General features: G+C 52.3%; 23 protein-coding genes and 2 rRNA genes. 17 read left to right on the top strand and 8 right to left on the bottom strand.

Going from position 1 to position 23,200, the window contains the following annotated elements:
* The 4 genes from AC791_RS16890 to AC791_RS16875 form a co-directional block, all read left to right on the top strand.
* A 23S ribosomal RNA gene (locus AC791_RS16890) occupies positions 1–95 on the top strand; the annotation flags it as partial.
* A 96-nt stretch (positions 96–191) separates the two neighbouring features.
* Positions 192–307, top strand: a 5S ribosomal RNA gene (gene rrf / locus AC791_RS16885).
* A 205-nt stretch (positions 308–512) separates the two neighbouring features.
* On the top strand, positions 513–968 hold the full coding sequence (locus AC791_RS16880; RefSeq protein ID WP_049841553.1) for a DUF4385 domain-containing protein: 456 nt from the start codon (positions 513–515) through the stop codon (positions 966–968).
* 104 nt (positions 969–1,072) lie between these two features.
* Positions 1,073–2,374: an MFS transporter gene (locus AC791_RS16875; protein ID WP_049841552.1), complete on the top strand. Its 1,302-nt coding sequence runs from the start codon at positions 1,073–1,075 to the stop codon at positions 2,372–2,374.
* Here AC791_RS16875 and AC791_RS16870 read toward each other — a convergent pair.
* From AC791_RS16870 to trxC, 5 genes are all read right to left on the bottom strand, one after another.
* Positions 2,371–2,694: a YfiM family lipoprotein gene (locus AC791_RS16870; protein WP_049841551.1), complete on the bottom strand. Its 324-nt coding sequence runs from the start codon at positions 2,692–2,694 to the stop codon at positions 2,371–2,373. The two genes, AC791_RS16875 and AC791_RS16870, sit on opposite strands and share 4 nt — an antisense overlap.
* A 44-nt stretch (positions 2,695–2,738) precedes the next feature.
* Positions 2,739–4,094, bottom strand: a complete 1,356-nt coding sequence (gene pssA, locus AC791_RS16865; RefSeq protein ID WP_049841550.1) for a CDP-diacylglycerol--serine O-phosphatidyltransferase — start codon at positions 4,092–4,094, stop codon at positions 2,739–2,741.
* 114 nt (positions 4,095–4,208) lie between these two features.
* Positions 4,209–6,869, bottom strand: a complete 2,661-nt coding sequence (locus AC791_RS16860; RefSeq protein WP_049841549.1) for a bifunctional acetate--CoA ligase family protein/GNAT family N-acetyltransferase — start codon at positions 6,867–6,869, stop codon at positions 4,209–4,211.
* Between the two features lie 35 nt (positions 6,870–6,904).
* A complete protein-coding gene (tapT, locus tag AC791_RS16855; protein ID WP_049841548.1) occupies positions 6,905–7,603 on the bottom strand; it encodes a tRNA-uridine aminocarboxypropyltransferase in 699 nt (232 codons plus the stop codon).
* 69 nt (positions 7,604–7,672) lie between these two features.
* On the bottom strand, positions 7,673–8,092 hold the full coding sequence (gene trxC / locus AC791_RS16850; protein ID WP_049841547.1) for a thioredoxin TrxC: 420 nt from the start codon (positions 8,090–8,092) through the stop codon (positions 7,673–7,675).
* Between the two features lie 205 nt (positions 8,093–8,297).
* Here trxC and AC791_RS16845 point away from each other — a divergent pair, with 205 nt between their 5' ends.
* Positions 8,298–9,338, top strand: coding sequence for a tRNA/rRNA methyltransferase (locus AC791_RS16845; protein ID WP_049841546.1), 1,041 nt, complete (start codon positions 8,298–8,300; stop codon positions 9,336–9,338).
* Between the two features lie 52 nt (positions 9,339–9,390).
* On the opposite strand, the gene ung is transcribed toward AC791_RS16845, so the two are convergent.
* Positions 9,391–10,080, bottom strand: a complete 690-nt coding sequence (ung, locus tag AC791_RS16840; RefSeq protein WP_049841545.1) for a uracil-DNA glycosylase — start codon at positions 10,078–10,080, stop codon at positions 9,391–9,393.
* A 317-nt stretch (positions 10,081–10,397) separates the two neighbouring features.
* On the opposite strand from ung, the gene grcA reads away from it, so the two are divergent.
* Entirely contained in the window at positions 10,398–10,781 is a 384-nt protein-coding gene (gene grcA / locus AC791_RS16835) for an autonomous glycyl radical cofactor GrcA (protein WP_049841544.1), read from the top strand.
* Positions 10,782–10,833: 52 nt separating this feature from the next.
* On the opposite strand, the gene srmB is transcribed toward grcA, so the two are convergent.
* Entirely contained in the window at positions 10,834–12,174 is a 1,341-nt protein-coding gene (gene srmB, locus AC791_RS16830; RefSeq protein ID WP_049841543.1) for an ATP-dependent RNA helicase SrmB, read from the bottom strand.
* A gap of 131 nt (positions 12,175–12,305) precedes the next feature.
* Here srmB and trmN point away from each other — a divergent pair, with 131 nt between their 5' ends.
* Entirely contained in the window at positions 12,306–13,043 is a 738-nt protein-coding gene (gene trmN / locus AC791_RS16825) for a tRNA(1)(Val) (adenine(37)-N(6))-methyltransferase TrmN (RefSeq protein ID WP_049841542.1), read from the top strand.
* On the opposite strand, the gene nadB is transcribed toward trmN, so the two are convergent.
* Positions 13,028–14,647, bottom strand: coding sequence for an L-aspartate oxidase (gene nadB, locus AC791_RS16820; protein ID WP_049841668.1), 1,620 nt, complete (start codon positions 14,645–14,647; stop codon positions 13,028–13,030). The genes trmN and nadB overlap by 16 nt on opposite strands.
* Positions 14,648–15,002: 355 nt before the next feature.
* Here nadB and rseD point away from each other — a divergent pair, with 355 nt between their 5' ends.
* From rseD to recO, 10 genes are all read left to right on the top strand, one after another.
* On the top strand, positions 15,003–15,071 hold the full coding sequence (gene rseD, locus AC791_RS20980; RefSeq protein WP_416202308.1) for a rpoE leader peptide RseD: 69 nt from the start codon (positions 15,003–15,005) through the stop codon (positions 15,069–15,071).
* A complete protein-coding gene (gene rpoE / locus AC791_RS16815) occupies positions 15,068–15,643 on the top strand; it encodes an RNA polymerase sigma factor RpoE (protein WP_049841541.1) in 576 nt (191 codons plus the stop codon). Before rseD ends, rpoE begins: the two co-directional genes overlap by 4 nt.
* Positions 15,644–15,673: 30 nt before the next feature.
* Entirely contained in the window at positions 15,674–16,318 is a 645-nt protein-coding gene (rseA, locus tag AC791_RS16810) for an anti-sigma-E factor RseA (RefSeq protein ID WP_049841540.1), read from the top strand.
* Positions 16,318–17,271 (top strand): sigma-E factor regulatory protein RseB, encoded by a 954-nt coding sequence (gene rseB, locus AC791_RS16805; protein ID WP_049841539.1) that lies wholly within the window; start codon positions 16,318–16,320, stop codon positions 17,269–17,271. Before rseA ends, rseB begins: the two co-directional genes overlap by 1 nt.
* Positions 17,268–17,726: a SoxR-reducing system protein RseC gene (gene rseC / locus AC791_RS16800; RefSeq protein WP_049841538.1), complete on the top strand. Its 459-nt coding sequence runs from the start codon at positions 17,268–17,270 to the stop codon at positions 17,724–17,726. Before rseB ends, rseC begins: the two co-directional genes overlap by 4 nt.
* Positions 17,727–17,863: 137 nt before the next feature.
* Complete coding sequence (lepA, locus tag AC791_RS16795) at positions 17,864–19,663, top strand: translation elongation factor 4 (RefSeq protein ID WP_049841537.1); 1,800 nt, start codon at positions 17,864–17,866, stop codon at positions 19,661–19,663.
* 14 nt (positions 19,664–19,677) lie between these two features.
* Complete coding sequence (gene lepB / locus AC791_RS16790; RefSeq protein ID WP_049841536.1) at positions 19,678–20,652, top strand: signal peptidase I; 975 nt, start codon at positions 19,678–19,680, stop codon at positions 20,650–20,652.
* A 222-nt stretch (positions 20,653–20,874) separates the two neighbouring features.
* Entirely contained in the window at positions 20,875–21,555 is a 681-nt protein-coding gene (gene rnc / locus AC791_RS16785; protein ID WP_049841535.1) for a ribonuclease III, read from the top strand.
* Positions 21,552–22,457, top strand: a complete 906-nt coding sequence (gene era, locus AC791_RS16780; protein WP_049841534.1) for a GTPase Era — start codon at positions 21,552–21,554, stop codon at positions 22,455–22,457. Before rnc ends, era begins: the two co-directional genes overlap by 4 nt.
* A gap of 10 nt (positions 22,458–22,467) precedes the next feature.
* Positions 22,468–23,172, top strand: a complete 705-nt coding sequence (gene recO / locus AC791_RS16775) for a DNA repair protein RecO (RefSeq protein WP_049841533.1) — start codon at positions 22,468–22,470, stop codon at positions 23,170–23,172.
* Positions 23,173–23,200 lie beyond the last annotated feature (28 nt).

The following is a 23,200-nucleotide window of genomic DNA, read 5'->3' as shown; positions in this document are numbered from 1 at the left end:
AGGAACGTTGAAGACGACGACGTTGATAGGCCGGGTGTGTAAGCGCAGCGATGCGTTGAGCTAACCGGTACTAATGAACCGTGAGGCTTAACCTTACAACGCCAAAGATGTTTTGGCGGATTTGAGAGATTTTCAGCTGATACCAGATTATCCGGCCGGCGTGTCAATCGCGGGCGGGAAAACAGAATTTGCCTGGCGGCACTAGCGCGGCGGTCCCACCTGACCCCATGCCGAACTCAGAAGTGAAACGCCGTAGCGCCGATGGTAGTGTGGGGTCTCCCCATGCGAGAGTAGGGAACTGCCAGGCATCAAACAAGTGAAAAGCCCATCCTTACGGATGGGCTTTTTGCGTTTTTGTATTTATCATTTTATACCGCCCCGCAGTCTGTACACCTCAGCCATACTGATTTGCAGGCACGATAAGCGTAAAACTGCCAGGCAGGATCTCTCCCCCGACTTCAGCCACATGAACTATCCTTAACACCTGCACATCCAGACCAGGAGGATCCTCAGTGGCTACAAAACCTTTCAACTATCAGCAGGATTTTTCCAGTATCGACTTCCGTCAGCACCCTGAACTTTACCAGGTAGGACGGGGTGAACAGGGCGTATTAATGGTTGAACCTTACAAAGGTGAAATTTTACCCTTCTGGCGATATAAAGACGAAACATCGGCGATTAAATCCGCCGAAAAAATCTATCAGCTATTTGAAGACTATCGCCAGCAGGACGATTTTGTCGGCATGGACATGGCGCGTAAATTTATTCAGATGGGCTATACCCGTGCCAGACGCTATGCCAACTACAAAGGCGGCAGGAAATATGCAGAAGATGGCAGTCTGAACACGCGCGGTAATGACCCCACTAAAGCCGCAGCAGCGACGGTTTTTAAAGGATGGTGGGATAAAATTCGTGCTGATGACGACTATTTAAAACGCAAACGTCAACATCAGGCACAGTGGGGATAAAATGTTAGCCAACAAATAATTAACACTTTATTTACTTTTTGGGCGGGCGTAATCTGGAGCTTCAAAATAAAAGGCTGAATAAGTCTGACAACATGGAGAACAGCATGGCAGACGTAACTCAGAGTGCAGAGAAAAAAAGCACTGATGCGCCAGATGTCCGGCGTCGTATATGGGCTATCGTAGGCGCATCCTCCGGTAATTTGGTGGAATGGTTTGATTTTTACGTCTATTCCTTCTGCTCACTTTATTTTGCACACATCTTCTTCCCCTCGGGTAATCCGACTACGCAGCTGCTGCAAACCGCCGGTATTTTTGCCGCCGGCTTTTTGATGAGACCTATCGGGGGCTGGTTATTTGGCCGTATTGCTGACAGACGCGGCCGTAAAGCCTCAATGCTTATTTCCGTGTGCATGATGTGCGTCGGTTCACTGGTCATCGCCTGCTTGCCAGGATACGACACCATCGGCACATGGGCACCGGCACTGCTTCTTCTCGCCAGGCTTTTCCAGGGGCTTTCTGTCGGCGGTGAATATGGCACCAGTGCAACCTATATGAGCGAAATCGCTCTCGAAGGAAGGAAAGGTTTTTTTGCTTCCTTTCAATATGTTACGTTGATAGGCGGACAGTTGCTGGCACTGTTAGTCGTGGTTATATTGCAGCAGGTTCTCGATGACGCAGATCTTCGGGCATGGGGCTGGAGAATTCCTTTTGCCTTAGGCGCTGCGCTGGCTATCGTCGCACTCTGGCTGCGTCGTCAGCTGGATGAAACGTCAAAGCATGAAACTCGCGCATTAAAAGAGGCTGGCTCATTTAAAGGATTGTGGCGCAACCGCAAAGCTTTCATCATGGTGCTTGGCTTCACGGCGGGAGGCTCGCTGGCCTTTTATACTTTTACTACCTATATGCAGAAATATCTGGTTAATACCGCCGGTATGCATGCCAATGTCGCCAGCGGGATTATGACTGCGGCACTGTTTGTTTTTATGCTGCTCCAGCCACTTATTGGCGCGCTTTCGGACCGAATCGGGCGCAGGGCTTCAATGCTTTGCTTTGGTGCGTTGACAACCTTATGCACGGTGCCGATTCTTACCGCGCTGCAGAATGTGACCTCTCCTTATGCCGCTTTTGCTCTGGTAATGTGTGCACTGATCATCGTAAGTTTCTACACTTCCATTAGCGGTATTCTTAAGGCCGAAATGTTTCCGGCGCAGGTTCGTGCACTGGGTGTTGGACTTTCCTATGCCGTGGCAAATGCATTATTCGGCGGATCGGCTGAGTATGTCGCGTTGTCGCTGAAATCAATCGGATCGGAAACAATCTTCTTCTGGTACGTTACCGCCCTGGGCGCCGTGGCTTTTGTTGTTTCTCTGATGCTGCACAGAAAAGGGAAAGGACTACGCCTTTAGTGTTGTGCCAGCTGCCAGACGGTATAGCCGGTCGTCGCGCCGGCTATATCCCAGGCAAAATCCTTCCAGCTCCAGCCGCTTCCTGCCGGGCGGCTGTCCCAAAGCTCTTTTGATGCTCCCAGCCCCACAGAAAACATAACCCCAATGGCCGCACTGCGATCGCGCCCGATCCCCTGATGCTGCGCATATTCATTGCCTGCCGCAGACAACATTGCCGAAGCGATAAAGTGTTGCGCTTTATCCTGGCCGCTCCAGCCGTCGTTAGCCATGTGGCTACAGCCTGTCACAAGCAAAAGACTGCAAAGCAGAGCGTAGCGCATGAGGAGCCTCATAAAAAAGCCCCGACATTGCGGGGCCTGATATTTTACAGTATCCGACTAATGAGCCGGTCGATACGAATCCGCCGCAGACGGCGGATCAGTTTACGTACTTTAACCGGGTATTCGGCGATGCTTTGCAGATCGCTGTAGTGTTTAACGACGGTTGTATGAGTACGGATCAAATCGAGTTCTTTATCTCGCTGTGCGGCCAGTTTCTGCTGCGGATCGTGAATTAAGATCGCATTTTCCAGGTCCAGACGCCACGCACGTGGATTAAGATTATTGCCGGTCAGCAGCATCCACTCGTCATCTACCCACATTCCCTTCAGATGGTAAGTATTATCTTCATCCTTCCACAAACGAACCGTCAGCTGATCGGTATTCACATAGTATTGTAGACGGCTGAGAAAGCGACGCAGGTTGATCTCATAAAGATAGGGCAGGGCACCGATAATCTTGAACGGCTGATCTTCGGGAATATAAAAGTCATTGGCTGTTTTATCGCCAACGATGATTTCGACTTTCTTACCTTCTCGCAATAAATGGATAATATTACGTACCAGTACGGCAGGAAGGTTGAAATAAGGCGTACAAATCGTCAGCTTCTCTTCCGTGCAGGGCATCAGATGGAAGATAGTTTTATTTAGCAGACTGGATTTTCCCAGACCGACCAGCGGAGTAACCGCTAACTGTTCATTGTCGGCATCGCCTTCAAAATGATAACTGGTATCACGCAGCTCATGACGATAAAGACGAACATCGTTCTTGATTTCCGGACTTCTGGGACGTGAGTCAGAATCCAGACGGTTCACGCCACGACCACGGGTTAAATTTTGGTCGACCCAGTCGAACATGATGTCAGCCAGTCGGGGATTACGAATTTGCTGATAGCGGTCGTATCGATATTTATCATGTTGGTGCAGATAGACGTCATTAAGGCTGGCACCGCTATAAATAACGGCGTCATCGATAATGAAACCTTTGTAGTGCAGAACACCGAGCGCTTCCCGGGTATTGACCGGCACCCCGTAAACGGGAACGTCTACGCCAGGGTTCTCCTGCGCCATTCGACAATACCAGTCAGCATTAGTGTTGCCCGCGGCTGCGCCAATCCGGCCACGCTGGGCGCGATGCCAGTCAACCAGAATGCGGACATCTAACGCGGGACGCAGGCGCTTTGCTTCATACACCGCAGATAAAATACCCTCGCCACCGTCATCCTGCTCCAGATAGAGGGCGATAACGCAAATCCGGCGCGTTGCGCTGGCAATATTAGCCAACAACGCTTCCCGAAAATCGGCGGGGCTGTAAAAGAACTTAACATCATCAACTGACTGAGAAAGCTTAGGTAGTTGGGCAAGGTGTTGTTGATGTTTGTTACGCTTAAATTTTGACAACATCACAGTGCGGTTCTTCTCTGTTTATTGAAGGGTCATCTGTACAAGGCAGACGACTTAAGCGGGCAATCATATCATCGTTACCTGCCAAAGTGATCAACATTTCCAGCAGCTTACTTATACATTGTCTGAACAGGATAGCATTAACGTCAGGCCTACAATCCCGTCTTCAAGCTGGATATCAACATCAAATCCCAGTTTTCGGGCCAGGGCAATCATCCCGCGGTTATTGGGCATGGTGATGCCATTGAGCCTCTCCAGGCCGTGATCGCGCGTATAATTGATGAGCTTTTCCAGCAGCCGACGACCCAGACCTAAGCCTTTTAAATCGGAGCGAACCAGTACCGCAAATTCTGCATCAATATTGTCCGGATCTGAAATAGCACGCGTGACGCCAAGGATCTCCTCGCCCTCATCTAAGGGACGAATAGCTACAAACGCCATTTCCCGATCGTAGTCTATCTGCGTCATGTTCGCTAAATCTTCATGAGTAAATTCGTTGATTTCACTAAAGTAACGATAATACAAATCTTCTTTTGTGACCTGGGCAATAAATTGCTGTAGCGAAGGCTCATCTTCCGGCAGGATCGGCCGAAACAAGCAGCGCTCACCATTTTTCAGTTCAACCCACTCCTCAAGTTGTTGGGGATAAGAACGGACGGCCAGTCGACTTTCACGATCGCCTGCAAAAGGCGCAATCTCCAGGGTAACGTCCAGAACCGTAAATTCGTTCGCTGAGGCGAGCAAAGGGTGAATATCCAGACGTTGAATCTCCGGGCAGTCGACAATCAGGTTTGAAACTCTTACCAGCAGCTGACTAAGACCGGGAATATCCAGCGGACGTAGCGCGCTGCGTCCACGGATCTTTTTACTTTTGATCGCCTGAATCACCAGGTAGCGTGCCAGATTCATGTTCAGCGGCGGCAGCGCAACGGCGGCCTGATCGTCAGCGTGCCACTCTACGTTGCCTTCGCCCAGCATAATCAGCGGGCCAAATACCGGATCGTGTTCAACCACCACGCGCAGCTCCTGTGCTCCGGCACGGTTCGCCATACTTTGCACTAAAAGCCCGTAAATCCGTGCGCCAGGCCAGGTCATTTTGACCCGATCCAGTATGGCATCGGCGGCCTGCTGGACTTCTGCGGCAGTTCGCAAATACAGCATAACCCCCTGTACTTCTGATTTATGCGGAATATCCGGAGAGCGTAATTTTAGTGCGACCGGGTAGCCAATTTGCTCTGCAATGTGCACTGCTTCGGCGCTGTCGCTGGCGATCCATGTCGGGAGGGTATGCAGGCCATAGGCGTGTAAAATAGGCTGTACTTCATGTGTATCCAGCAAGGCCGCGCCTTCAGCCAGCGCCTGCTGAAGCAGCGTATGTGCCTCAGCAGTATTGGCGGCGAGGTTATCCGGCAGTGCCGGCGTTTCTCGTAGCTGTTTCTGATTACGCCGATACTCCACCATATGCATAAAGGCGGTGATCGTGCCTTCAGGTGTACGATAGGTAGGAAGTCCGGCTTCGCTAAACAGACGCCGCGCTTCCTGCGATGAGAATTCCCCGCACCAGTTGGTCAATACCGTGACATATTTGCCGCGAGGATGGCGCTTGAGCGCATCAATAAGCGCCAGCGCACTCTCTGTACCCGGAGCAGCGGCACTGGGGGAGTGGATGATCATCAGCGCATCATAATCCTGACTGCTTAACAGGACGTTAAGCGCTGCCAGATAGTGATCGCTACTGGCGTCATCGCGCAGATCCAGCGGATTAGCAATATTGACGGTATCCGCAAGCACCTGGCGTAGCTGCTGACATGTCTCCTCGCTAAGCGCCGCAAGCTTGCCATTGCGCAGCCACAGGGTATCCAGCGCCAGAGCAGCGGGCGCGGCACCATTACTGATAATCATCAGACGTTCACCGCGCAGCGGTCGCATATAACTCAGTGTTTCGACGGCGGAAAACAGCTCATGTGTATCACGCACGCGAAGTAAACCTGCGCGCTGAATAGCCGCATCCCATGCCGGATCCATGCCGGAATTCACCTGCAGCAGGCGCTGCGCCTCCGGGCTACGCCCGCTTTTGATCACCAGAATGGGTTTGTTGCGCGATGCGCTACGGGCTGCGGAAACAAAACGGCGCGCGTCACTCAAGTGCTCCAGATAAAGCAAGATGGCGCTGGTTTTGCTGTCACGGGAGAGAAAATCCAGCAGTTCATCGACATCGATGTCCAGGCTGTCACCCAGCGCGATAAAATAGGAAAACCCCATTTCGCGCTGCTGCGCCCAGTCCAGTATGGTATTAGAAACGGCGGCGGACTGAGAAATAAACGCCAGCTTGCCGCGGGTAATGGGCACCGGAGAAAAGCTGGCGTTAAGCCCCTGCCACGGAGCCAGTAGTCCAAGACTATTGGGACCAAGAAGCCGCATTTGATAGCGTCGCGCGCAGGCCTGAAGTTCAGCGAATTGCTCCGGAGGGGATGACAGAATAATGCAGGTTTTGCATCCTTTTTCACCGAGTGCTTCAAGCAGCATGATATTGCGACGCGCATGGGTGCAGAGTACGGCCAGATCGGGTGTGAAAGGCAGGCTGGCAACGTCTGGCCAGGCCAGCACACCAAGTACCGCCTTCCAGGCCGGTGTAACCGGAAGTACAGGACCGCTGAATCCACCGGCCAGTAAATTACGCATCATCAAATAACCGGCCCGCTGCGGTTTCATTGATGCCCCAATGACCGCTATTGATTTAGGCCGTAGTAGCGCTTCAAGCCCTCGCTGACTCATTCCGGTCTTCCTTATGCAGAGGTGACGGAATGATTTTAAACGTTTTCTGCTGATGCTGCTGTGATGTTGCCCTGATGTGCTAATTTTCCTGCCAGATAACGTTCGCGGAAGAGAGAGAAATGCCTGCCGAGCGTTGCCGCTGCACCGGTATCGCCCGCCAGGTCCAACAAGGCGATAGCGACTTCGGCGGTACAATACTGGCCTTCAACCTGTGCTTCGCGCAGGCGGTAAGATGAAACACGCGAAAGATCAACCGAGATGACCGGCAGCGCATCCAGCCACGGACTTTTACGAAACATTTTTCGCGCTTCCGTCCACGTACCATCCAGCATAATGAATAGCGGCGGTTTACCCGACGGCGGCACAGACAAAACCTGTCGTTGTTCACCCGCATACGCGGCGGGGAATACCACCAGCGGCTGATAATCCGTACAGGCGACAAGCTCAAGCAGGGCCTGAGGCGGCTCGGTGCGTGACCACTGAAATGCCACCGTGTCCGGCAAGATATCGGCAATCAGACGACCCGTATTACTGGGCTTCATCGGTTCGGTATCAAACATCACCAGGCAGAACTGACTTCGTGCTTTGTCAGCGGTAATGGTCGCACAAAGGCAGTTCTTCAATGGCAGAAGACAGCGCTGGCAGCGACGAACGCGATTACCTCGGGCAAGAAAGGGACGAGTGGCGCGAGCGAGTCGCTCGGCGCGAAGGCGGAGTACAGCATTATCAGTCATGAGGGGCGCACGGAAAAAACGCCATTGTCGCAAAGGTCAGGACGGGGCACAAGATGCACCCCGCCGATCTTAGAGGGATTCATTCAGCCAGCTATCAAAAGGGGCTTTAGGCACTGCGCCATTAAGCATATCAACAACTTCACCCTTCTTAAAAATCATGATAGTAGGAATGCTGCGAATGCGAAAACGGGTACTTAACTCACGTTCAGCCTCGGTATTCACCTTAACAAAGCGCACCTTGCCGCTGCGTTCTTCTGCCACATCTTCAAACACCGGGGCGAAATTACGGCACGGACCGCACCACGGTGCCCAAAAATCTACCACCACGGGCAGGTCGTCCTTGAGCAGTTTATCGAGTGTCTCGCCGGTCGCGTTGATCACATCGCCGTCAAACAGATCGTGACCGCAGCGTCCGCATTTCGCTACATCATTCATCCGATCTTCAGGGATGCGATTAAGCGACTGACAGCTGGCACAAACGGTATTCATAACTAACCTCAGGGTAAGAAGGTGACAGAATGGCGAAATCGCCAGAATGTTTCTTTAATGTTACATATTATTATTAAGTCTGTTTATACAACAACGTGTTTTATTCGATGGGTACAATAGACAGAGGCTTTTGAACGAAAATATGGCGCAGCGAGTGGACATCAGGTAATCTGCGCGCTTCGCGCAGCGCTGGTGGAGGAACATTATGAGCGACGAATTAAAGAACAAAAACGGCAAGGTAAAAGTAATGTACGTCCGAAGCGACGACGACTCGGATAAACGTACTTACAACCCACGAACCGGAAAAGGCGGCGGCCGTCCGGGATCGTCCCGTGCCGAAGGTGGTCGTCGTCCTTCCCGCGAGGATCGAGGCTCACAGGATCGTAATCGCGATCGCGATTCTTCACCGTGGCGTACGGTTTCGCGCGCACCGAATGATGACGCTCCGGCAAAAGCCGATCACGGTGGCATTAGCGGTAAAAGCTTTATTGACCCGGAAGTGTTGCGCCGTCAGCGTGCGGAAGAAACGCGCGTGTACGGTGAAAACGCCTGTCAGGCGCTGTTCCAGAGTCGTCCGGAATCTATCGTACGCGCATGGTTTATTCAGAGCGTTACGCCGCGCTTCAAAGAAGCATTGCGCTGGATGGCGGCGAACCGCAAAGCGTACCACGTGGTTGATGACGAAGAGCTGGCGAAAGCGTCCGGTACCGATCATCACGGTGGCGTATGCTTCCTGATTAAAAAACGTAACGGCACCCTGGTTAAGCAGTGGGTAGAGCAGGCAGGTGAGACCGACTGCGTACTGGCAATGGAAGATATTGCTAACCCGCATAACCTCGGCGCCATCGTCCGTAGCTGTGCCCATTTTGGTATTAAAGGCGTGCTGGTGAATGATGCTGCGATACTGGAGTCCGGTGCTGCTATTCGTACCGCAGAAGGCGGCGCGGAGCACGTTCAACCGATCACCGGCGATAACGTTATTGATGCGCTGGAAGCGTTTCGTCAGGCAGGCTACACCATCGTTGCTACCAGTGGTAATACCGGTACAACAGCGCTATTTGATGCGGAACTGCCGCGTAAAATGGTGCTGGTCGTCGGTCAGGAGCGTGATGGCGTGTCCGATGCAGCTCAGGCGGTTGCGGACATGAACATTGCGATTGACGGTACGGGAAATGTAGAAAGCCTGAACGTCTCAGTGGCAACGGGCGTTCTGCTTGCCGAATGGTGGCGACAGAATAAACGCTGATCCCTTTCCGACATAATAGACGTCCGGCGCTGAAAACAGCCCGGACGTTTTTTTATTGTGCTTCGACAGGCAACACCGGCATCCAGTCAATGATCTTTTCACCATGCTGCTCCAGCCACTGGTTCGCCAGCACAAAGTGATTACTGCCAAAAAATCCCCGATGAGCGGAAAGTGGAGAAGGGTGCGGCGCTTTTAAAATATGATGACGTTTGCCGTCAATCAGAGCGCCTTTCTTTTGCGCATGTGAACCCCAGAGTAAAAAGACGACATTCTCGCGATGCTCACTGATGAGGCTAATCACTTTATCGGTAAACGTTTCCCATCCAAGACTGGCATGAGAGTGCGCCTGGCCCCCACGTACCGTCAGAACGGTATTGAGCAATAAGACCCCCTGGCGCGCCCAGCTTTCCAGATAACCGTGCGTCGGACGGATGAATCCAGGAACCGTTGCTTCCAGTTCTTTATACATATTCAGTAATGATGGCGGAATAGCTACCCCTGGCCGTACTGAAAACGATAAACCATGTGCCTGTCCCGGGCCGTGGTAAGGGTCCTGGCCTAAAATGACCACTTTCACCTCCCCAAGCTCCGTAAAGCGGAAAGCGTTAAAAACATCTTTTTGCGGCGGATAAACCGTCACACCAGCCTGGCGTTCGGCGGCGACAGTGTTGAGGGCGTTAACAAAATAGGGCTGTTCTTTTTCTTCTGCCAGCACATCATGCCAGGTTAAGGATGTGGTCATTTTGCTCTCCTGCAAAGGGTAATGAAGATAGCTTAACTGCTTCTTTGCGCATCACAAAATGCGATATAGCACGGCCGGACTTAGCGAGCTGAAAGAAGATGATATTTATACTGATCGAGAACAATTACCCCTTATGAAAATTGATCTAAAACAATAATATTCGGTATCACCATTTTTGAAGTGTGGTTTTTGTTGATTTAAATCAAAGAATGCCGGTGGTTTGACTGATATATATACACTCAAGCAATAATGGTTTTACCAATTGGCCAGCGCTGGCCAATCAAAAAATTAAAAATGTAGCCTAAGGGAGGCATCAAATGATTACTGGTATCCAAATTACAAAAGCCGCTAACGACGACCTGCTGAATTCATTCTGGTTGCTGGACAACGAAAAAGGCGAAGCGCGCTGCGTATGTGCCAAAGCTGGCTTTGCTGAAGACGATATCGTTGCCGTCGACAAACTGGGTGAAATTGAATACCGTGAAGTTCCGCTGGACGTACAGCCAGAAGTTCGCGTTGAAGGTGGTCAGCACCTGAACGTTAACGTTCTGCGCCGTGAAACGCTGCTGGACGCCGTTGAACATCCGGAAAAATACCCGCAGCTGACCATCCGTGTTTCTGGTTATGCAGTCCGCTTCAACTCTCTGACCCCAGAACAGCAGCGTGACGTTATTGCGCGTACCTTTACTGAAAGCCTCTAATTTTAGACGCTGCCAGTAAATAAAGAAAACGCCGGGCTTGCCCGGCGTTTTATTATTTCGCTTTTTGTTCTGCCTGAACCGCAGTAGCGGCGGCATCGCTTGGCTTGCGTCGTTTGCCGATGTTTTTCGCATCACGATGACGTTTCTTCACGCGCGGCTTCTCTTTTTCTTTCTCTTTCTGCTCAGCACGTTTTGCCAGTACCTTCTTGGACGGTTTACCGGTAGTTTTCTCACTCGGCGCACGCGTTTTCGGGCGCAGCTCATCAATCACGCGGGCTTTCAGCGGTTCGTCAATATAGCGACCGGCTTTGCCCAGCAACAAATGATCGTGTGCTTCAACCAGTGAAATGGCGGTTCCTTTGCGGCCGGCGCGACCGGTACGGCCGATGCGGTGTAAATAGGCATCGCCAGTGCGCGGCATATCAAAGTTAAACACGTGGCTGACATCAGGAATGTCGATACCACGTGCAGCAACGTCCGTTGCCACCAGCACGTTCACGCGACCGTCATTCAGACGCTTAATGGCTTCGGTACGTTTGGCCTGTACCATCTCCCCTTCAAGATAGCAGTTGTTAATGCCCGCGGAACGCAGCCAGTTCGCCAGCTCATGCACCCGCTCACGCTTACGCACAAAAACGATTGAGCGTGTGGCTTCCGGCTGTTGTAACAGATGGACCAGTAACGCCGTTTTGTGCTCGACATCATCGGCGCGGTAATACCACTGGTGAATTTTCTTACGCTCGCGAACGGAAGGGGAGGCAGAGACCTCAACCGGATCCTCCAGCAGGCGCTCGGCAAAGTCTTTAATCGCATCGCCTTCCATGGTGGCAGAAAACAGCATTGTCTGCTTACGCCAGCGGGTCTCACCGGCAATATGTTCGATATCCTGCGCAAACCCTAGATCCAGCATCCGGTCAGCTTCATCAAGGATCAGCTTCTCAACCGCATGACAGTCAAAGTTCTCTTCTTTTATGTACTGCATCAGACGACCGGTCGTTGCCACGACGATGTCCTGATTCTCACTGAACACTTCCGCGTGGTTCATATACGCGACGCCGCCGGTTATGGTGGCGATATCCAGATGGGTATTTTTTGCCAGCTCGCGGGCATGTTCCGCTACCTGTACCGCCAGTTCACGGGTTGGCGTGAGGATCAGGATACGCGGCGGGCCAGATTTTTTGCGTGGGAAGTCGAGCAGGTGCTGCAACGCGGGCAGCAAATACGCTGCCGTTTTACCGGTACCTGTCGGCGCTGAACCGAGAACATCACGGCCATCGAGCGCAGGCGGGATTGCGGCAGCCTGAATGGCGGTCGGGCGTGTGAAGCCTTTCTCCTGGAGGGCGTCCAGCAGGCTTTCATCTAGTTCAAGTTCGGAAAAAGTCGTTACAGTCATGTTCTACCTCAGTTTGGGGCGCTGATTATAGACGTTAAGGCCACAATGTTCATCTGTTTGTGTGGCTATCTGTTCTCCGGTATTGTTCATAACCTTAAGCTATTAGGATGATATCAGGAAGAGTACTTGCGATGTCTCAGTCTAAATCCGCGTTGCGTCGGAATGGATTCACATTTAAACAATTTTTTGTTGCCCACGACAAGTGTGCCATGAAAGTCGGCACTGACGGTATTTTACTTGGCGTATGGGCACCGGTGGTGCAGGTGCAGCGTATTCTGGATATAGGCACGGGAAGCGGTCTTTTAGCGATGATGCTGGCTCAGCGCACCGCGGATAATGTCATTATTGATGCTGTCGAACTTGATGAAGATGCGGCACAGCAGGCCCGGGAAAATAGTCAGCAGACGCCGTGGTCTGCGCGTATTACGGTCCATACTGCCGACATTCAGCAGTGGGTAAGTCATCAGCACAAGCGCTACCAGCTGATTGTCAGCAATCCGCCCTATTTTGAAAAAGGCGTTGAATGCCGCAGTGAACAGCGTGAGCAGGCGCGCTATACCACTACGCTCGATCATACCGCACTGCTGGCCTGTGCCGCAGACTGTATTACTGAAGACGGATTTTTTTGCGTTGTACTCCCGATCGATGTGGGAACAACGTTTACGCAACTGGCGGGTTCCTCCGGCTGGCATTTACGTTTACGCACCGATATCGCGGAAGTTGAAACCCGTTTACCACATCGCGTGCTGCTGGCCTTTTCACCGCAGGCCGGTGAGTGTTACTGCGATCGTCTGATCATTCGTGGGCCAGAGCAACACTATTCCGAAAGTTACACTGCCCTGACCCGAATGTTTTATCTCTTCATGTAAAGCGGTGGTGTAAGAATGGAAGGGCCTGCATCCGGCAGAAGCTGCGGGTGATCCAGCGTATAATGCAGGCCACGACTCTCTTTGCGCATCATGGCACAGCGTACAATCAGTTCGGCAACCTGCACCAGATTACGCAGTTCCAGTAAATGATTAGACACGCGAAAATGGGCGTAATACTCGTCGATTTCCTGCTGCAGCATGGTAATGCGCCGCAGCGCGCGCTCCAGTCGACGGGTCGTGCGCACAATACCAACATAATCCCACATTAACAGGCGCAGCTCGTGCCAGTTATGCTGGATAACCACGCGCTCATCGGCATTATCGACCCGGCTCTCATCCCAGGCGGGAAGTGGCGCTGCATCTCTGGTCACTGAAGCACGTTTTATAATATCTTCCGCTGCTGACCAGCCATAAACCAGACATTCCAGCAGTGAATTAGATGCCATTCTGTTGGCACCGTGCAGGCCGGTATAGCTGACCTCGCCGATAGCATATAACCCGTCAACATCCGTTCGTCCCTGCTCATCGACCATTACACCACCGCAGGTATAATGCGCGGCAGGTACTATCGGTACAGGCTCTTTGGTTAAATCAATTCCCAGGCTCAGCAACTTTTCATAAATCATCGGGAAGTGCTGGCGGACAAATGCTTCCGGCTTGTGGCTAATATCTAAATACAGACAACCTACGCCAAGGCGCTTCATTTCATGACCGATAGCCCGGGCGACAATATCTCGCGGTGCCAGCTCACCGCGTTCATCAAAGTCGGGCATAAAGCGCGATCCGTCGGGGCGTTTTAAAAATGCGCCTTCACCGCGTAATGCTTCCGTCAGAAGAAAATTACGCGCCTGAGGGTGGAACAGGGCAGTGGGATGGAACTGATTAAATTCGAGATTGGCGACCCGGCAACCGGCGCGCCACGCCATTGCTATCCCGTCGCCGGAGGAGATATCCGGGTTGGTGGTGTATTGATAGACCTTAGATGCTCCGCCCGTCGCTAAAACCACCGCTCCAGCCCGGCAGGTTTCCACCCTTTCCCGGTTACGGTTCCACAGCCATGCGCCCATCACCCGATGCGGACCCGGCAGGCCGATTTTATGAGATACAATGAGATCTACTGCATTGCTGCGCTCAAGAACACGAATATTCGGGTGCGCAAGCGCCTGGCTGACCAGCGTAGTTTCCACCGCTTTACCGGTGGCATCGGCGGCGTGCAGGATGCGCCGATGGCTATGACCGCCCTCACGTGTCAAATGATAACCTGCATCACCGTTAGGCTGGATTTGCGTATCAAAAATAACGCCCTGCTCAATGAGCCACTGTACGCAACGTTTGGCATTGCTGGCCACAAAAGAGACCGCGTCTCGCTCGCAAAGCCCTGCTCCGGCAATAAGCGTATCTTCGATGTGGGATTCAATACTGTCCGTCTCGTCAAATACCGCAGCAATACCGCCCTGAGCATACAGGGTAGAGCCTTCGCTCACCGATCCTTTACTGAGGACAATCACCGACTGGAATTCGGCAAGGCGCAGCGCCAGTGATAAGCCGGCGGCACCGCTGCCAATAATCAGAACATCACAAGAATATTCAGAGGAAGTATTCATCATTTTTGTTTAATTTACTAAACGAAGTTGTGCGAGCATAGCATCAGGTGGGTAAAATAAGTACGGTTATTTTATATTTCGTTGTAATGGCTAAACATGCTGCCGCACCAGGCCGCGTTTGACAAAAAGAGCGAAAATATTTTGCGAAGCTGATCGTTAGTTACGGATTTTATGGTGAAATCATGCCTGTGTTACGTTACTCTGCTGGCGTGCTGCAACGTTTGCTCAGGGAAAGGGCGTAGTACGCGTCTAACAGACTTATAATGAGTGATAACAAACGGTCAGTGGACATTCACTAAAATGGCGTAACGGAACTTTACATTGAATTGACACTCTAACGTACAGCTTGCTCACAGTGCAGTGTATAGAGTGGCGTTTCGATTACGCGTGGGAATTGGGTTTGAGGAGACATTACCTCGGATGAGCGAGCAGTTAACGGACCAGATTTTAGTTGAACGGGTCCAGAAGGGAGATCAAAAAGCTTTCAACCTGCTGGTGGTGCGCTATCAGCACAAGGTAGCAAGCCTTGTTTCTCGTTATGTACCGTCAGCTGATGTACCTGATGTTGTGCAGGAATCGTTTATTAAAGCTTATCGTGCGCTGGATTCATTCCGGGGAGATAGTGCTTTTTATACGTGGCTGTACCGCATTGCAGTCAACACAGCTAAAAATTACCTGGTTGCTCAGGGGCGTCGACCTCCTTCCAGCGATGTAGACGCTAATGAAGCAGAAAACTTCGAAAGTGGCGGTGCGCTGAAAGAAATTTCGAACCCTGAGAACTTAATGTTGTCAGAAGAACTGAGACAGATCGTTTTTCGAACCATAGAAACGCTTCCGGAAGATTTGCGTATGGCTATCACCTTGCGTGAACTCGATGGCCTGAGCTATGAAGAAATAGCCGTCATCATGGATTGTCCGGTAGGTACAGTGCGTTCACGCATTTTCCGTGCTCGGGAAGCTATTGATAATAAAGTTCAACCGCTTATCAGGCGTTGACGATAGCGGGATACTGAAAGGGTATTAGGCATGCAGAAAGAAAAACTTTCCGCTTTAATGGATGGTGAAATACTGGATAACGAGCTGCTCAATGAGCTGTCTCGCTCTTCGGAAATGCAAAAAACCTGGGAGAGTTATCATCTCATTCGTGATTCGCTGCGAGGCGAAACGAGCGATGTCCTCCATTTTGATATCTCTTCACGCGTAATGGCTGCTATTGAGCAAGAACCCGCGCCACTCATCCCTGAAGCTCAGCCTGTGCCGCACCAATGGCAGAAAATGCCGTTCTGGCACAAAGTCCGTCCGTGGGCCAGTCAGCTAACGCAAATGGGCGTAGCGGCCTGCGTCTCTCTTGCCGTTATCGTTGGCGTCCAGCAGTATAATGCGCAGGGCGATGCGACTCAGCAGCCGGAGACGCCAGTGTTCAATACGCTGCCTATGATGGGTAAAGCCAGCCCGGTCAGTCTTGGCGTACCGGCGGACTCTTCCGTTGCGGCTAACGGCAGTCAACAGCAGCAGGTTCAGGAACAGCGGCGTCGCATTAATGCGATGTTGCAGGACTATGAACTTCAGCGTCGTCTTCACTCCGAGCAACTCCAGTTTGAACAGGCCCAGACGCAGCAGGCTGCAGTTCAGGTGCCGGGTAACCAGACTTTAGGAACGCAATCGCAGTAATGAAGCAATTTTGGTGTGGCATGTCACTTTTGGCTGGTTGCCTGTTTTTCTCTGCTAACGCCTCCGCTGACGTCTCGTCCGGGGCGTTACTGCAGCAGATGAATCTGGCCAGCCAGTCACTGAACTACGAGCTGTCATTTATCAGCATCAATAAGCAAGGCGTTGAATCTCTGCGCTATCGTCACGCACGACTGGACAACCAGACGCTTGCGCAACTTTTGCAGATGGACGGCCCGCGTCGCGAGGTTGTCCAGCGTGGCAATGAGATCAGCTACTTTGAACCAGGCCTCGATCCTTTCACGCTTAACGGCGATTATATCGTCGACTCGCTGCCGTCTCTGGTGTACACCAATTTCAAGCGCCTCTCTCCCTGGTATGATTTCATCTCCGTCGGCAGAACGCGTATTGCGGACCGGCTGTGTGAAGTTATCCGAGTGGTGGCGCGTGACGGTACGCGTTATAGCTATATCGTCTGGCTGGATTCAGAAACCAGGCTGCCGATGCGGGTTGATTTGCTGGATCGCGACGGTGAAACGCTGGAACAGTTTCGCGTTATCGCTTTCAATATGAGTGACAATGTGGGCAGCAACATGGAAAATCTGGCTAAAGCCAATTTGCCGCCGCTGCTTTCGGTTCCGGCGGGTGATAAGGTTGCGTTCAACTGGAATCCATCCTGGCTTCCGCAGGGATTCGCTGAAGTTGCCAGCAGCCGACGTTCGCTGCCGACCGTAGATGTGCCCATTGAATCACGACTTTACTCTGACGGACTGTTCAGTTTCTCGGTGAACATCAGTCGGGCCACGTCGTCCAGCAGCGAGCAAATGCTGCGCACCGGCCGACGTACCGTGAGTACCACGCTGCGTGACAATACTGAAATTACCATTGTTGGTGAAATCCCTCCGCCGACAGCAAAGCGCATTGCTGACAGCATAAAATTTAAGGCCGTCCAATGATCAAAGAATGGGCGACCGTTGTCTCATGGCAAAACGGTCAGGCACAGGTCCACTGCGACGTAAAAGCGTCCTGTAATAGCTGTGCATCACGTGCAGGCTGCGGCAGTCGGGTGCTAAATAAACTTGGCCCGCAGACCAGCCACACGATCACGGTTCCCAGCGCACAGCCACTGATTGCCGGGCAAAAAGTTGAGCTGGGAATTGCCGAAGCCAGCCTGCTGAGTTCGGCGCTGCTGGTTTATATGTCGCCGCTGGTGGGCTTATTTATCGTTGCATCGATTTTCCAGGCGCTGTTTTCCAGCGATATTGCCGCATTATGCGGGGCGGTTCTCGGCGGCGTTGGTGGCTTTTTGATTGCGCGGGGCTTCTCGGCCAGTCTGGCCACGCGTGAAGCCTGGCAACCGGTGATCCTGAGCGTAGGGCTGCCGCCGGACGAGTTGCGTATAGCAGAGTAATCTCCCCCTTTTTACCGGGACAGGATGAGCATTTCCTCGCATTCATGTTGTAGTGTAGAATGCGGCGTTTCAGACTAAAAACGTCAGGCTCAGAATCCCGGCCTCCTGGTATCCGTAAGGCAAAATAATCTCCATATATGAAGAATATACGTAACTTTTCGATCATTGCTCACATTGACCACGGTAAGTCGACGCTGTCTGACCGTATTATCCAGATTTGCGGCGGCCTGTCCGACCGTGAAATGGCAGCTCAGGTGCTGGATTCAATGGATCTGGAGCGCGAGCGCGGCATTACGATTAAAGCGCAGAGCGTTACCCTCGATTTCAAAGCGGCCGATGGCGAAACCTATCAGCTGAACTTTATCGACACGCCGGGTCACGTTGACTTCTCCTACGAAGTTTCCCGTTCGCTGGCGGCCTGCGAAGGCGCACTGCTGGTCGTTGATGCCGGGCAGGGCGTGGAAGCACAAACGCTTGCTAACTGCTACACCGCACTGGAAATGGACCTGGAAGTGGTTCCGGTTCTTAATAAAATCGACCTGCCTGCTGCCGACCCCGATCGCGTAGCCGAAGAGATTGAAGATATCGTGGGTATCGACGCCACCGATGCGGTTCGCTGCTCGGCGAAAACCGGCATTGGCGTGCAGGATGTGCTTGAGCGTCTGGTGCGCGATATCCCCGCGCCGCAGGGCGATCCTGAGGCTCCGCTGCAGGCGCTGATCATCGACTCCTGGTTTGATAACTACCTTGGCGTGGTGTCGCTGGTGCGTGTTAAAAACGGCACCCTGCGTAAAGGCGACAAAATCAAGGTCATGAGCACCGGGCAAACCTATAACGCCGACCGCCTCGGGATCTTTACCCCGAAACAGGTTGATCGTACTGAGCTTAATTGCGGTGAAGTTGGCTGGCTGGTTTGCGCTATCAAAGATATCCTCGGCGCGCCGGTAGGCGACACCCTGACGCTGGCGCGTAATCCAGCGGATAAAGCGCTGCCGGGCTTCAAAAAAGTGAAGCCGCAGGTTTATGCTGGTCTGTTCCCGGTAAGCTCTGACGACTATGAAAACTTCCGTGATGCGCTGGGCAAGCTGAGTCTCAATGACGCCTCGCTGTTCTATGAGCCAGAAAGTTCAACCGCGCTGGGCTTCGGCTTCCGCTGTGGCTTCCTGGGGCTGTTGCACATGGAAATCATTCAGGAGCGTCTGGAGCGTGAATACGATCTTGATCTGATCACCACCGCGCCGACCGTGGTTTATGAAGTAGAAACCACGGCCAAAGAGGTTATTTATGTTGATAGCCCCTCAAAGCTCCCGGCGGTAAACAACATTTTTGAACTGCGTGAGCCTATTGCCGAGTGTCATATGCTGATGCCACAGGAGTACCTCGGCAACGTCATGACCCTGTGCGTAGAAAAACGCGGCGTGCAAACCAACATGGTTTATCACGGTAACCAGGTGGCCCTGACCTACGAGATCCCGATGGCTGAAGTGGTACTCGACTTCTTTGACCGTCTGAAATCCACCTCTCGCGGCTATGCGTCACTGGATTATAACTTTAAGCGTTTCCAGGCTTCGCGAATGGTTCGCGTCGACGTACTGATCAACGGTGAGCGTGTTGACGCCCTGGCGCTGATCACTCACAGTGATAACGCCCAGTATCGTGGTCGTGAGCTGGTCGAGAAGATGAAAGATCTGATCCCGCGTCAGCAGTTTGATATCGCCATTCAGGCGGCTATCGGTACCCATATCATTGCCCGTTCAACGGTGAAACAGTTACGTAAAAACGTTCTGGCAAAATGCTATGGCGGCGATATCAGCCGTAAGAAAAAGCTGCTCCAGAAGCAGAAAGACGGTAAGAAGCGTATGAAGCAGGTCGGTAACGTTGAGCTGCCGCAGGAAGCGTTCCTTGCCATTCTGCACGTTGGAAAAGACGGTAAATAATTTAAGGAGTTGGCATGGCGAATAAATTTGCTCTGATTCTGGTGATTGCCACACTGGTCACGGGCATTTTGTGGTGCATTGATAAATTTTTCTTTGCTGCCAAACGTCGGGAACAGCAGGCTGCGGCGCAAGCCGCAGCGGGTGACTCGCTGGATAAAAAAACGCTGAAAAAAGTGGGGCCGAAACCGGGCTGGCTTGAAACAGGCGCGTCCATATTTCCGGTACTGGCCATCGTCCTGATTGTCCGTTCATTTATTTATGAACCCTTTCAGATCCCGTCCGGCTCAATGATGCCGACGCTGCTTATCGGCGACTTTATTGTGGTAGAGAAGTTTGCCTACGGCATTAAAGATCCGATTTACCAGAACACGCTTATCGAAACCGGTCATCCGAAACGTGGCGACGTGGTGGTATTTAAATATCCGCAGGATCCGAGCCTGGATTACATCAAGCGGGCTGTGGGGCTGCCGGGCGATAAAGTGACCTACGATCCGATTGCCAAGCAGGTGACGATTCAGCCTGGCTGTAGTTCGGGCCAGGCCTGCGGTACGGCGCTGCCGGTCACTTACTCTGACGTAGAGCCCAGCGATTTCGTTCAGACGTTTGCCCGCACTAACGGCGGGGAAGCGACCAGCGGCTTCTTCCAGGTGCCGCTGAATGAATCGAAGGATAACGGTATTCGTCTGTCGCAGCGGAAAGAAACGCTGGGCGATGTTACCCACCGTATACTGACTGTACCGATTGCTCAGGATCAACTGGGGGCGTATTACAAACAGCCAGGGCAGACTCTGGCGACCTGGATCGTGCCGCCAGGACATTACTTCATGATGGGCGACAACCGTGACAACAGTGCGGACAGTCGCTACTGGGGCTTTGTCCCGGAAGCGAATCTGGTTGGTCGGGCGACGGCTATCTGGATGAGCTTTGAGAAACAGGAAGGCGAATGGCCGACCGGCGTGCGCTTTAGCCGCATCGGCGGTATCCATTAACAGCCATTAAACGTTCGTCCTGCCGTCATTTTGGCGACAGGGCGAATTATTTAAAATTTAAATCTCCTCTGGCTAACGACATCCCCTTTCGTTGTGTATAGAATATTCCCCCGAAGTTTCAGGTTGTCTCCCGCATGGGGGCGACAGCACACCAAAACGGGTTGATTCTCTCAGGTCGATTTCGTGTGCTGAATTGTTGACGCATTCTTTTATTGGTATCGCATGAATCCCATCGTAATTAATCGGCTTCAACGGAAGCTGGGCTACACTTTCCATCATCAGGAATTGTTGCAGCAGGCACTAACGCATCGTAGTGCCAGTAGTAAACACAATGAGCGTCTTGAGTTTCTCGGTGACTCGATTTTAAGTTATGTCATCGCTAACGCGCTTTATCACCGTTTTCCTCGCGTGGACGAGGGTGATATGAGCCGAATGCGCGCAACGCTGGTGCGCGGTAATACGCTGGCGGAAATTGCCCGCGAATTTGAACTGGGCGAGTGCCTGCGTTTAGGGCCGGGCGAATTGAAAAGCGGCGGTTTTCGTCGTGAATCCATTCTTGCCGATACGGTTGAAGCATTGATTGGCGGAATTTTTCTCGACAGTGATATTCAGAATATTGAAAGACTTATTCTGAGCTGGTATCAGGCCCGTCTGGATGAAATTAGCCCGGGCGATAAGCAAAAAGATCCGAAAACGCGATTACAGGAATATCTACAGGGTCGTCACTTGCCGCTGCCATCCTATCTGGTGGTGCAGGTCAGGGGCGAAGCCCACGATCAGGAATTTACTATCCACTGCCAGGTCAGTGGCCTGCATGAACCGGTGATTGGTACCGGTTCTAGTCGTCGGAAGGCGGAACAGGCTGCCGCCGAACAGGCACTGAAAAAACTGGAGCTGGAATGAGCGAAGAAAAAAATTATTGCGGGTTTGTTGCTATCGTAGGACGTCCTAACGTTGGTAAATCAACCCTGCTAAACAACCTGCTGGGGCAGAAGATCTCCATCACCTCCCGCAAGGCACAGACTACCCGTCATCGCATTGTCGGTATCCATACAGAAGGCCCGTATCAGGCAATTTATGTTGATACTCCGGGGCTGCATATGGAAGAAAAACGCGCCATTAACCGCCTGATGAACAAAGCGGCCAGCAGTTCAATTGGTGACGTCGAGCTGATCATTTTTGTGGTTGAAGGTACGCGCTGGACGCCGGATGACGAAATGGTCCTCAATAAGCTGCGTGGCGGTAAAACGCCGGTTATTCTGGCGGTTAACAAAGTAGACAATGTTCAGGACAAAGCTGAACTGCTGCCGCATTTGCAGTTCCTGGCAAGCCAGATGAATTTCCTCGACATTGTGCCGTTGTCTGCTGAAACGGGGATGAACGTTGATACCATCGCCGGGATCGTGCGTAAGCACCTGCCGGAAGCTATTCACCATTTCCCGGAAGATTATATCACTGACCGTTCGCAGCGCTTTATGGCCTCCGAAATCATCCGTGAAAAACTGATGCGCTTTCTCGGTGCCGAACTGCCGTATTCCGTGACGGTCGAAATCGAACGCTTTATGACTAACGAGCGCGGCGGCTATGATATTAACGGCCTGATCCTTGTTGAGCGTGAAGGGCAGAAGAAGATGGTGATTGGCAACAAAGGTGCCAAAATCAAAACTATCGGTATTGAAGCGCGTAAAGACATGGAAGACATGTTCGAGGCTAAAGTGCATCTTGAACTGTGGGTCAAAGTAAAATCCGGATGGGCAGATGACGAGCGCGCATTGCGTAGCCTCGGTTACGTTGACGATCTCTGAGTAGCCTCTGATGGAAGGCTGGCAGCGCGCATTTGTTCTGCATAGTCGTCCGTGGAGCGAAACCAGCCTGATGCTGGACGTCTTCACGGAAGAGTCGGGCCGCGTGCGTCTGGTGGCAAAAGGCGCACGGGCTAAACGTTCTAACCTTAAAGGCACGCTACAGCCTTTTACCCCGCTGCTGGTGCGCTTTGGCGGACGCGGCGAAGTCAAAACCCTGCGCAGTGCTGAAGCCGTCTCTCTGGCGCTCCCCTTAAGCGGTATCACGCTGTATAGCGGCCTTTACGTGAATGAGCTGCTGGCGCGCGTGCTTGAACACGAAACGCGCTTTTCTGATCTCTTTTTCGATTATCTGTACTGCCTCCAGGCGCTGGCGGCGGCGGATTCGCCTGAGCCTGCGCTACGGCGATTTGAGCTGGCGCTGCTGGGACATCTTGGCTACGGCCTGGATTTTCTGCACTGCGCCGGCAGCGGCGAGCCGGTTGAAGAGACAATGACCTACCGTTATCGCGAAGAGAAAGGCTTTATTGCCAGCATGGTCATTGATAACAACACCTTTACCGGACATCATCTCAGGGCGCTGGCCAGCCGGGAGTTTCCTGATGCGGATACCCTGCGCGCGGCGAAACGCTTTACCCGCATCGCCCTTAAGCCCTATCTTGGTGGCAAACCATTAAAGAGCCGGGAGCTATTTCGCCAGTTCATGCCGAAGCGTTAGCGCTCCCGTAAAAGATTCTGACCTGGAA

The organism is Klebsiella sp. RIT-PI-d (assembly GCF_001187865.1).
Lineage (GTDB): Bacteria > Pseudomonadota > Gammaproteobacteria > Enterobacterales > Enterobacteriaceae > Superficieibacter.
This window is presented reverse-complemented; position numbering and strand designations above follow the sequence as displayed.

Excerpts from the sequence above, each read along its gene's own strand:
- AC791_RS16860 (WP_049841549.1), bottom strand. The coding sequence starts at position 6,869 with ATGAGTCAGCGAGGGCTTGAAGCGCTACTACGGCCTAAATCAATAGCG.
- lepB (WP_049841536.1), top strand. The coding sequence starts at position 19,678 with ATGGCGAATAAATTTGCTCTGATTCTGGTGATTGCCACACTGGTCACG.
- AC791_RS16870 (WP_049841551.1), bottom strand. The coding sequence starts at position 2,694 with ATGCGCTACGCTCTGCTTTGCAGTCTTTTGCTTGTGACAGGCTGTAGC.
- pssA (WP_049841550.1), bottom strand. The coding sequence starts at position 4,094 with ATGTTGTCAAAATTTAAGCGTAACAAACATCAACAACACCTTGCCCAA.
- rnc (WP_049841535.1), top strand. The coding sequence starts at position 20,875 with ATGAATCCCATCGTAATTAATCGGCTTCAACGGAAGCTGGGCTACACT.
- era (WP_049841534.1), top strand. The coding sequence starts at position 21,552 with ATGAGCGAAGAAAAAAATTATTGCGGGTTTGTTGCTATCGTAGGACGT.
- rseB (WP_049841539.1), top strand. The coding sequence starts at position 16,318 with ATGAAGCAATTTTGGTGTGGCATGTCACTTTTGGCTGGTTGCCTGTTT.
- trmN (WP_049841542.1), top strand. The coding sequence starts at position 12,306 with ATGTCTCAGTCTAAATCCGCGTTGCGTCGGAATGGATTCACATTTAAA.
- ung (WP_049841545.1), bottom strand. The coding sequence starts at position 10,080 with ATGACCACATCCTTAACCTGGCATGATGTGCTGGCAGAAGAAAAAGAA.
- rseC (WP_049841538.1), top strand. The coding sequence starts at position 17,268 with ATGATCAAAGAATGGGCGACCGTTGTCTCATGGCAAAACGGTCAGGCA.
- tapT (WP_049841548.1), bottom strand. The coding sequence starts at position 7,603 with ATGACTGATAATGCTGTACTCCGCCTTCGCGCCGAGCGACTCGCTCGC.
- rseA (WP_049841540.1), top strand. The coding sequence starts at position 15,674 with ATGCAGAAAGAAAAACTTTCCGCTTTAATGGATGGTGAAATACTGGAT.
- grcA (WP_049841544.1), top strand. The coding sequence starts at position 10,398 with ATGATTACTGGTATCCAAATTACAAAAGCCGCTAACGACGACCTGCTG.
- AC791_RS16875 (WP_049841552.1), top strand. The coding sequence starts at position 1,073 with ATGGCAGACGTAACTCAGAGTGCAGAGAAAAAAAGCACTGATGCGCCA.
- AC791_RS16845 (WP_049841546.1), top strand. The coding sequence starts at position 8,298 with ATGAGCGACGAATTAAAGAACAAAAACGGCAAGGTAAAAGTAATGTAC.
- lepA (WP_049841537.1), top strand. The coding sequence starts at position 17,864 with ATGAAGAATATACGTAACTTTTCGATCATTGCTCACATTGACCACGGT.
- nadB (WP_049841668.1), bottom strand. The coding sequence starts at position 14,647 with ATGAATACTTCCTCTGAATATTCTTGTGATGTTCTGATTATTGGCAGC.
- trxC (WP_049841547.1), bottom strand. The coding sequence starts at position 8,092 with ATGAATACCGTTTGTGCCAGCTGTCAGTCGCTTAATCGCATCCCTGAA.
- srmB (WP_049841543.1), bottom strand. The coding sequence starts at position 12,174 with ATGACTGTAACGACTTTTTCCGAACTTGAACTAGATGAAAGCCTGCTG.
- rpoE (WP_049841541.1), top strand. The coding sequence starts at position 15,068 with ATGAGCGAGCAGTTAACGGACCAGATTTTAGTTGAACGGGTCCAGAAG.
- recO (WP_049841533.1), top strand. The coding sequence starts at position 22,468 with ATGGAAGGCTGGCAGCGCGCATTTGTTCTGCATAGTCGTCCGTGGAGC.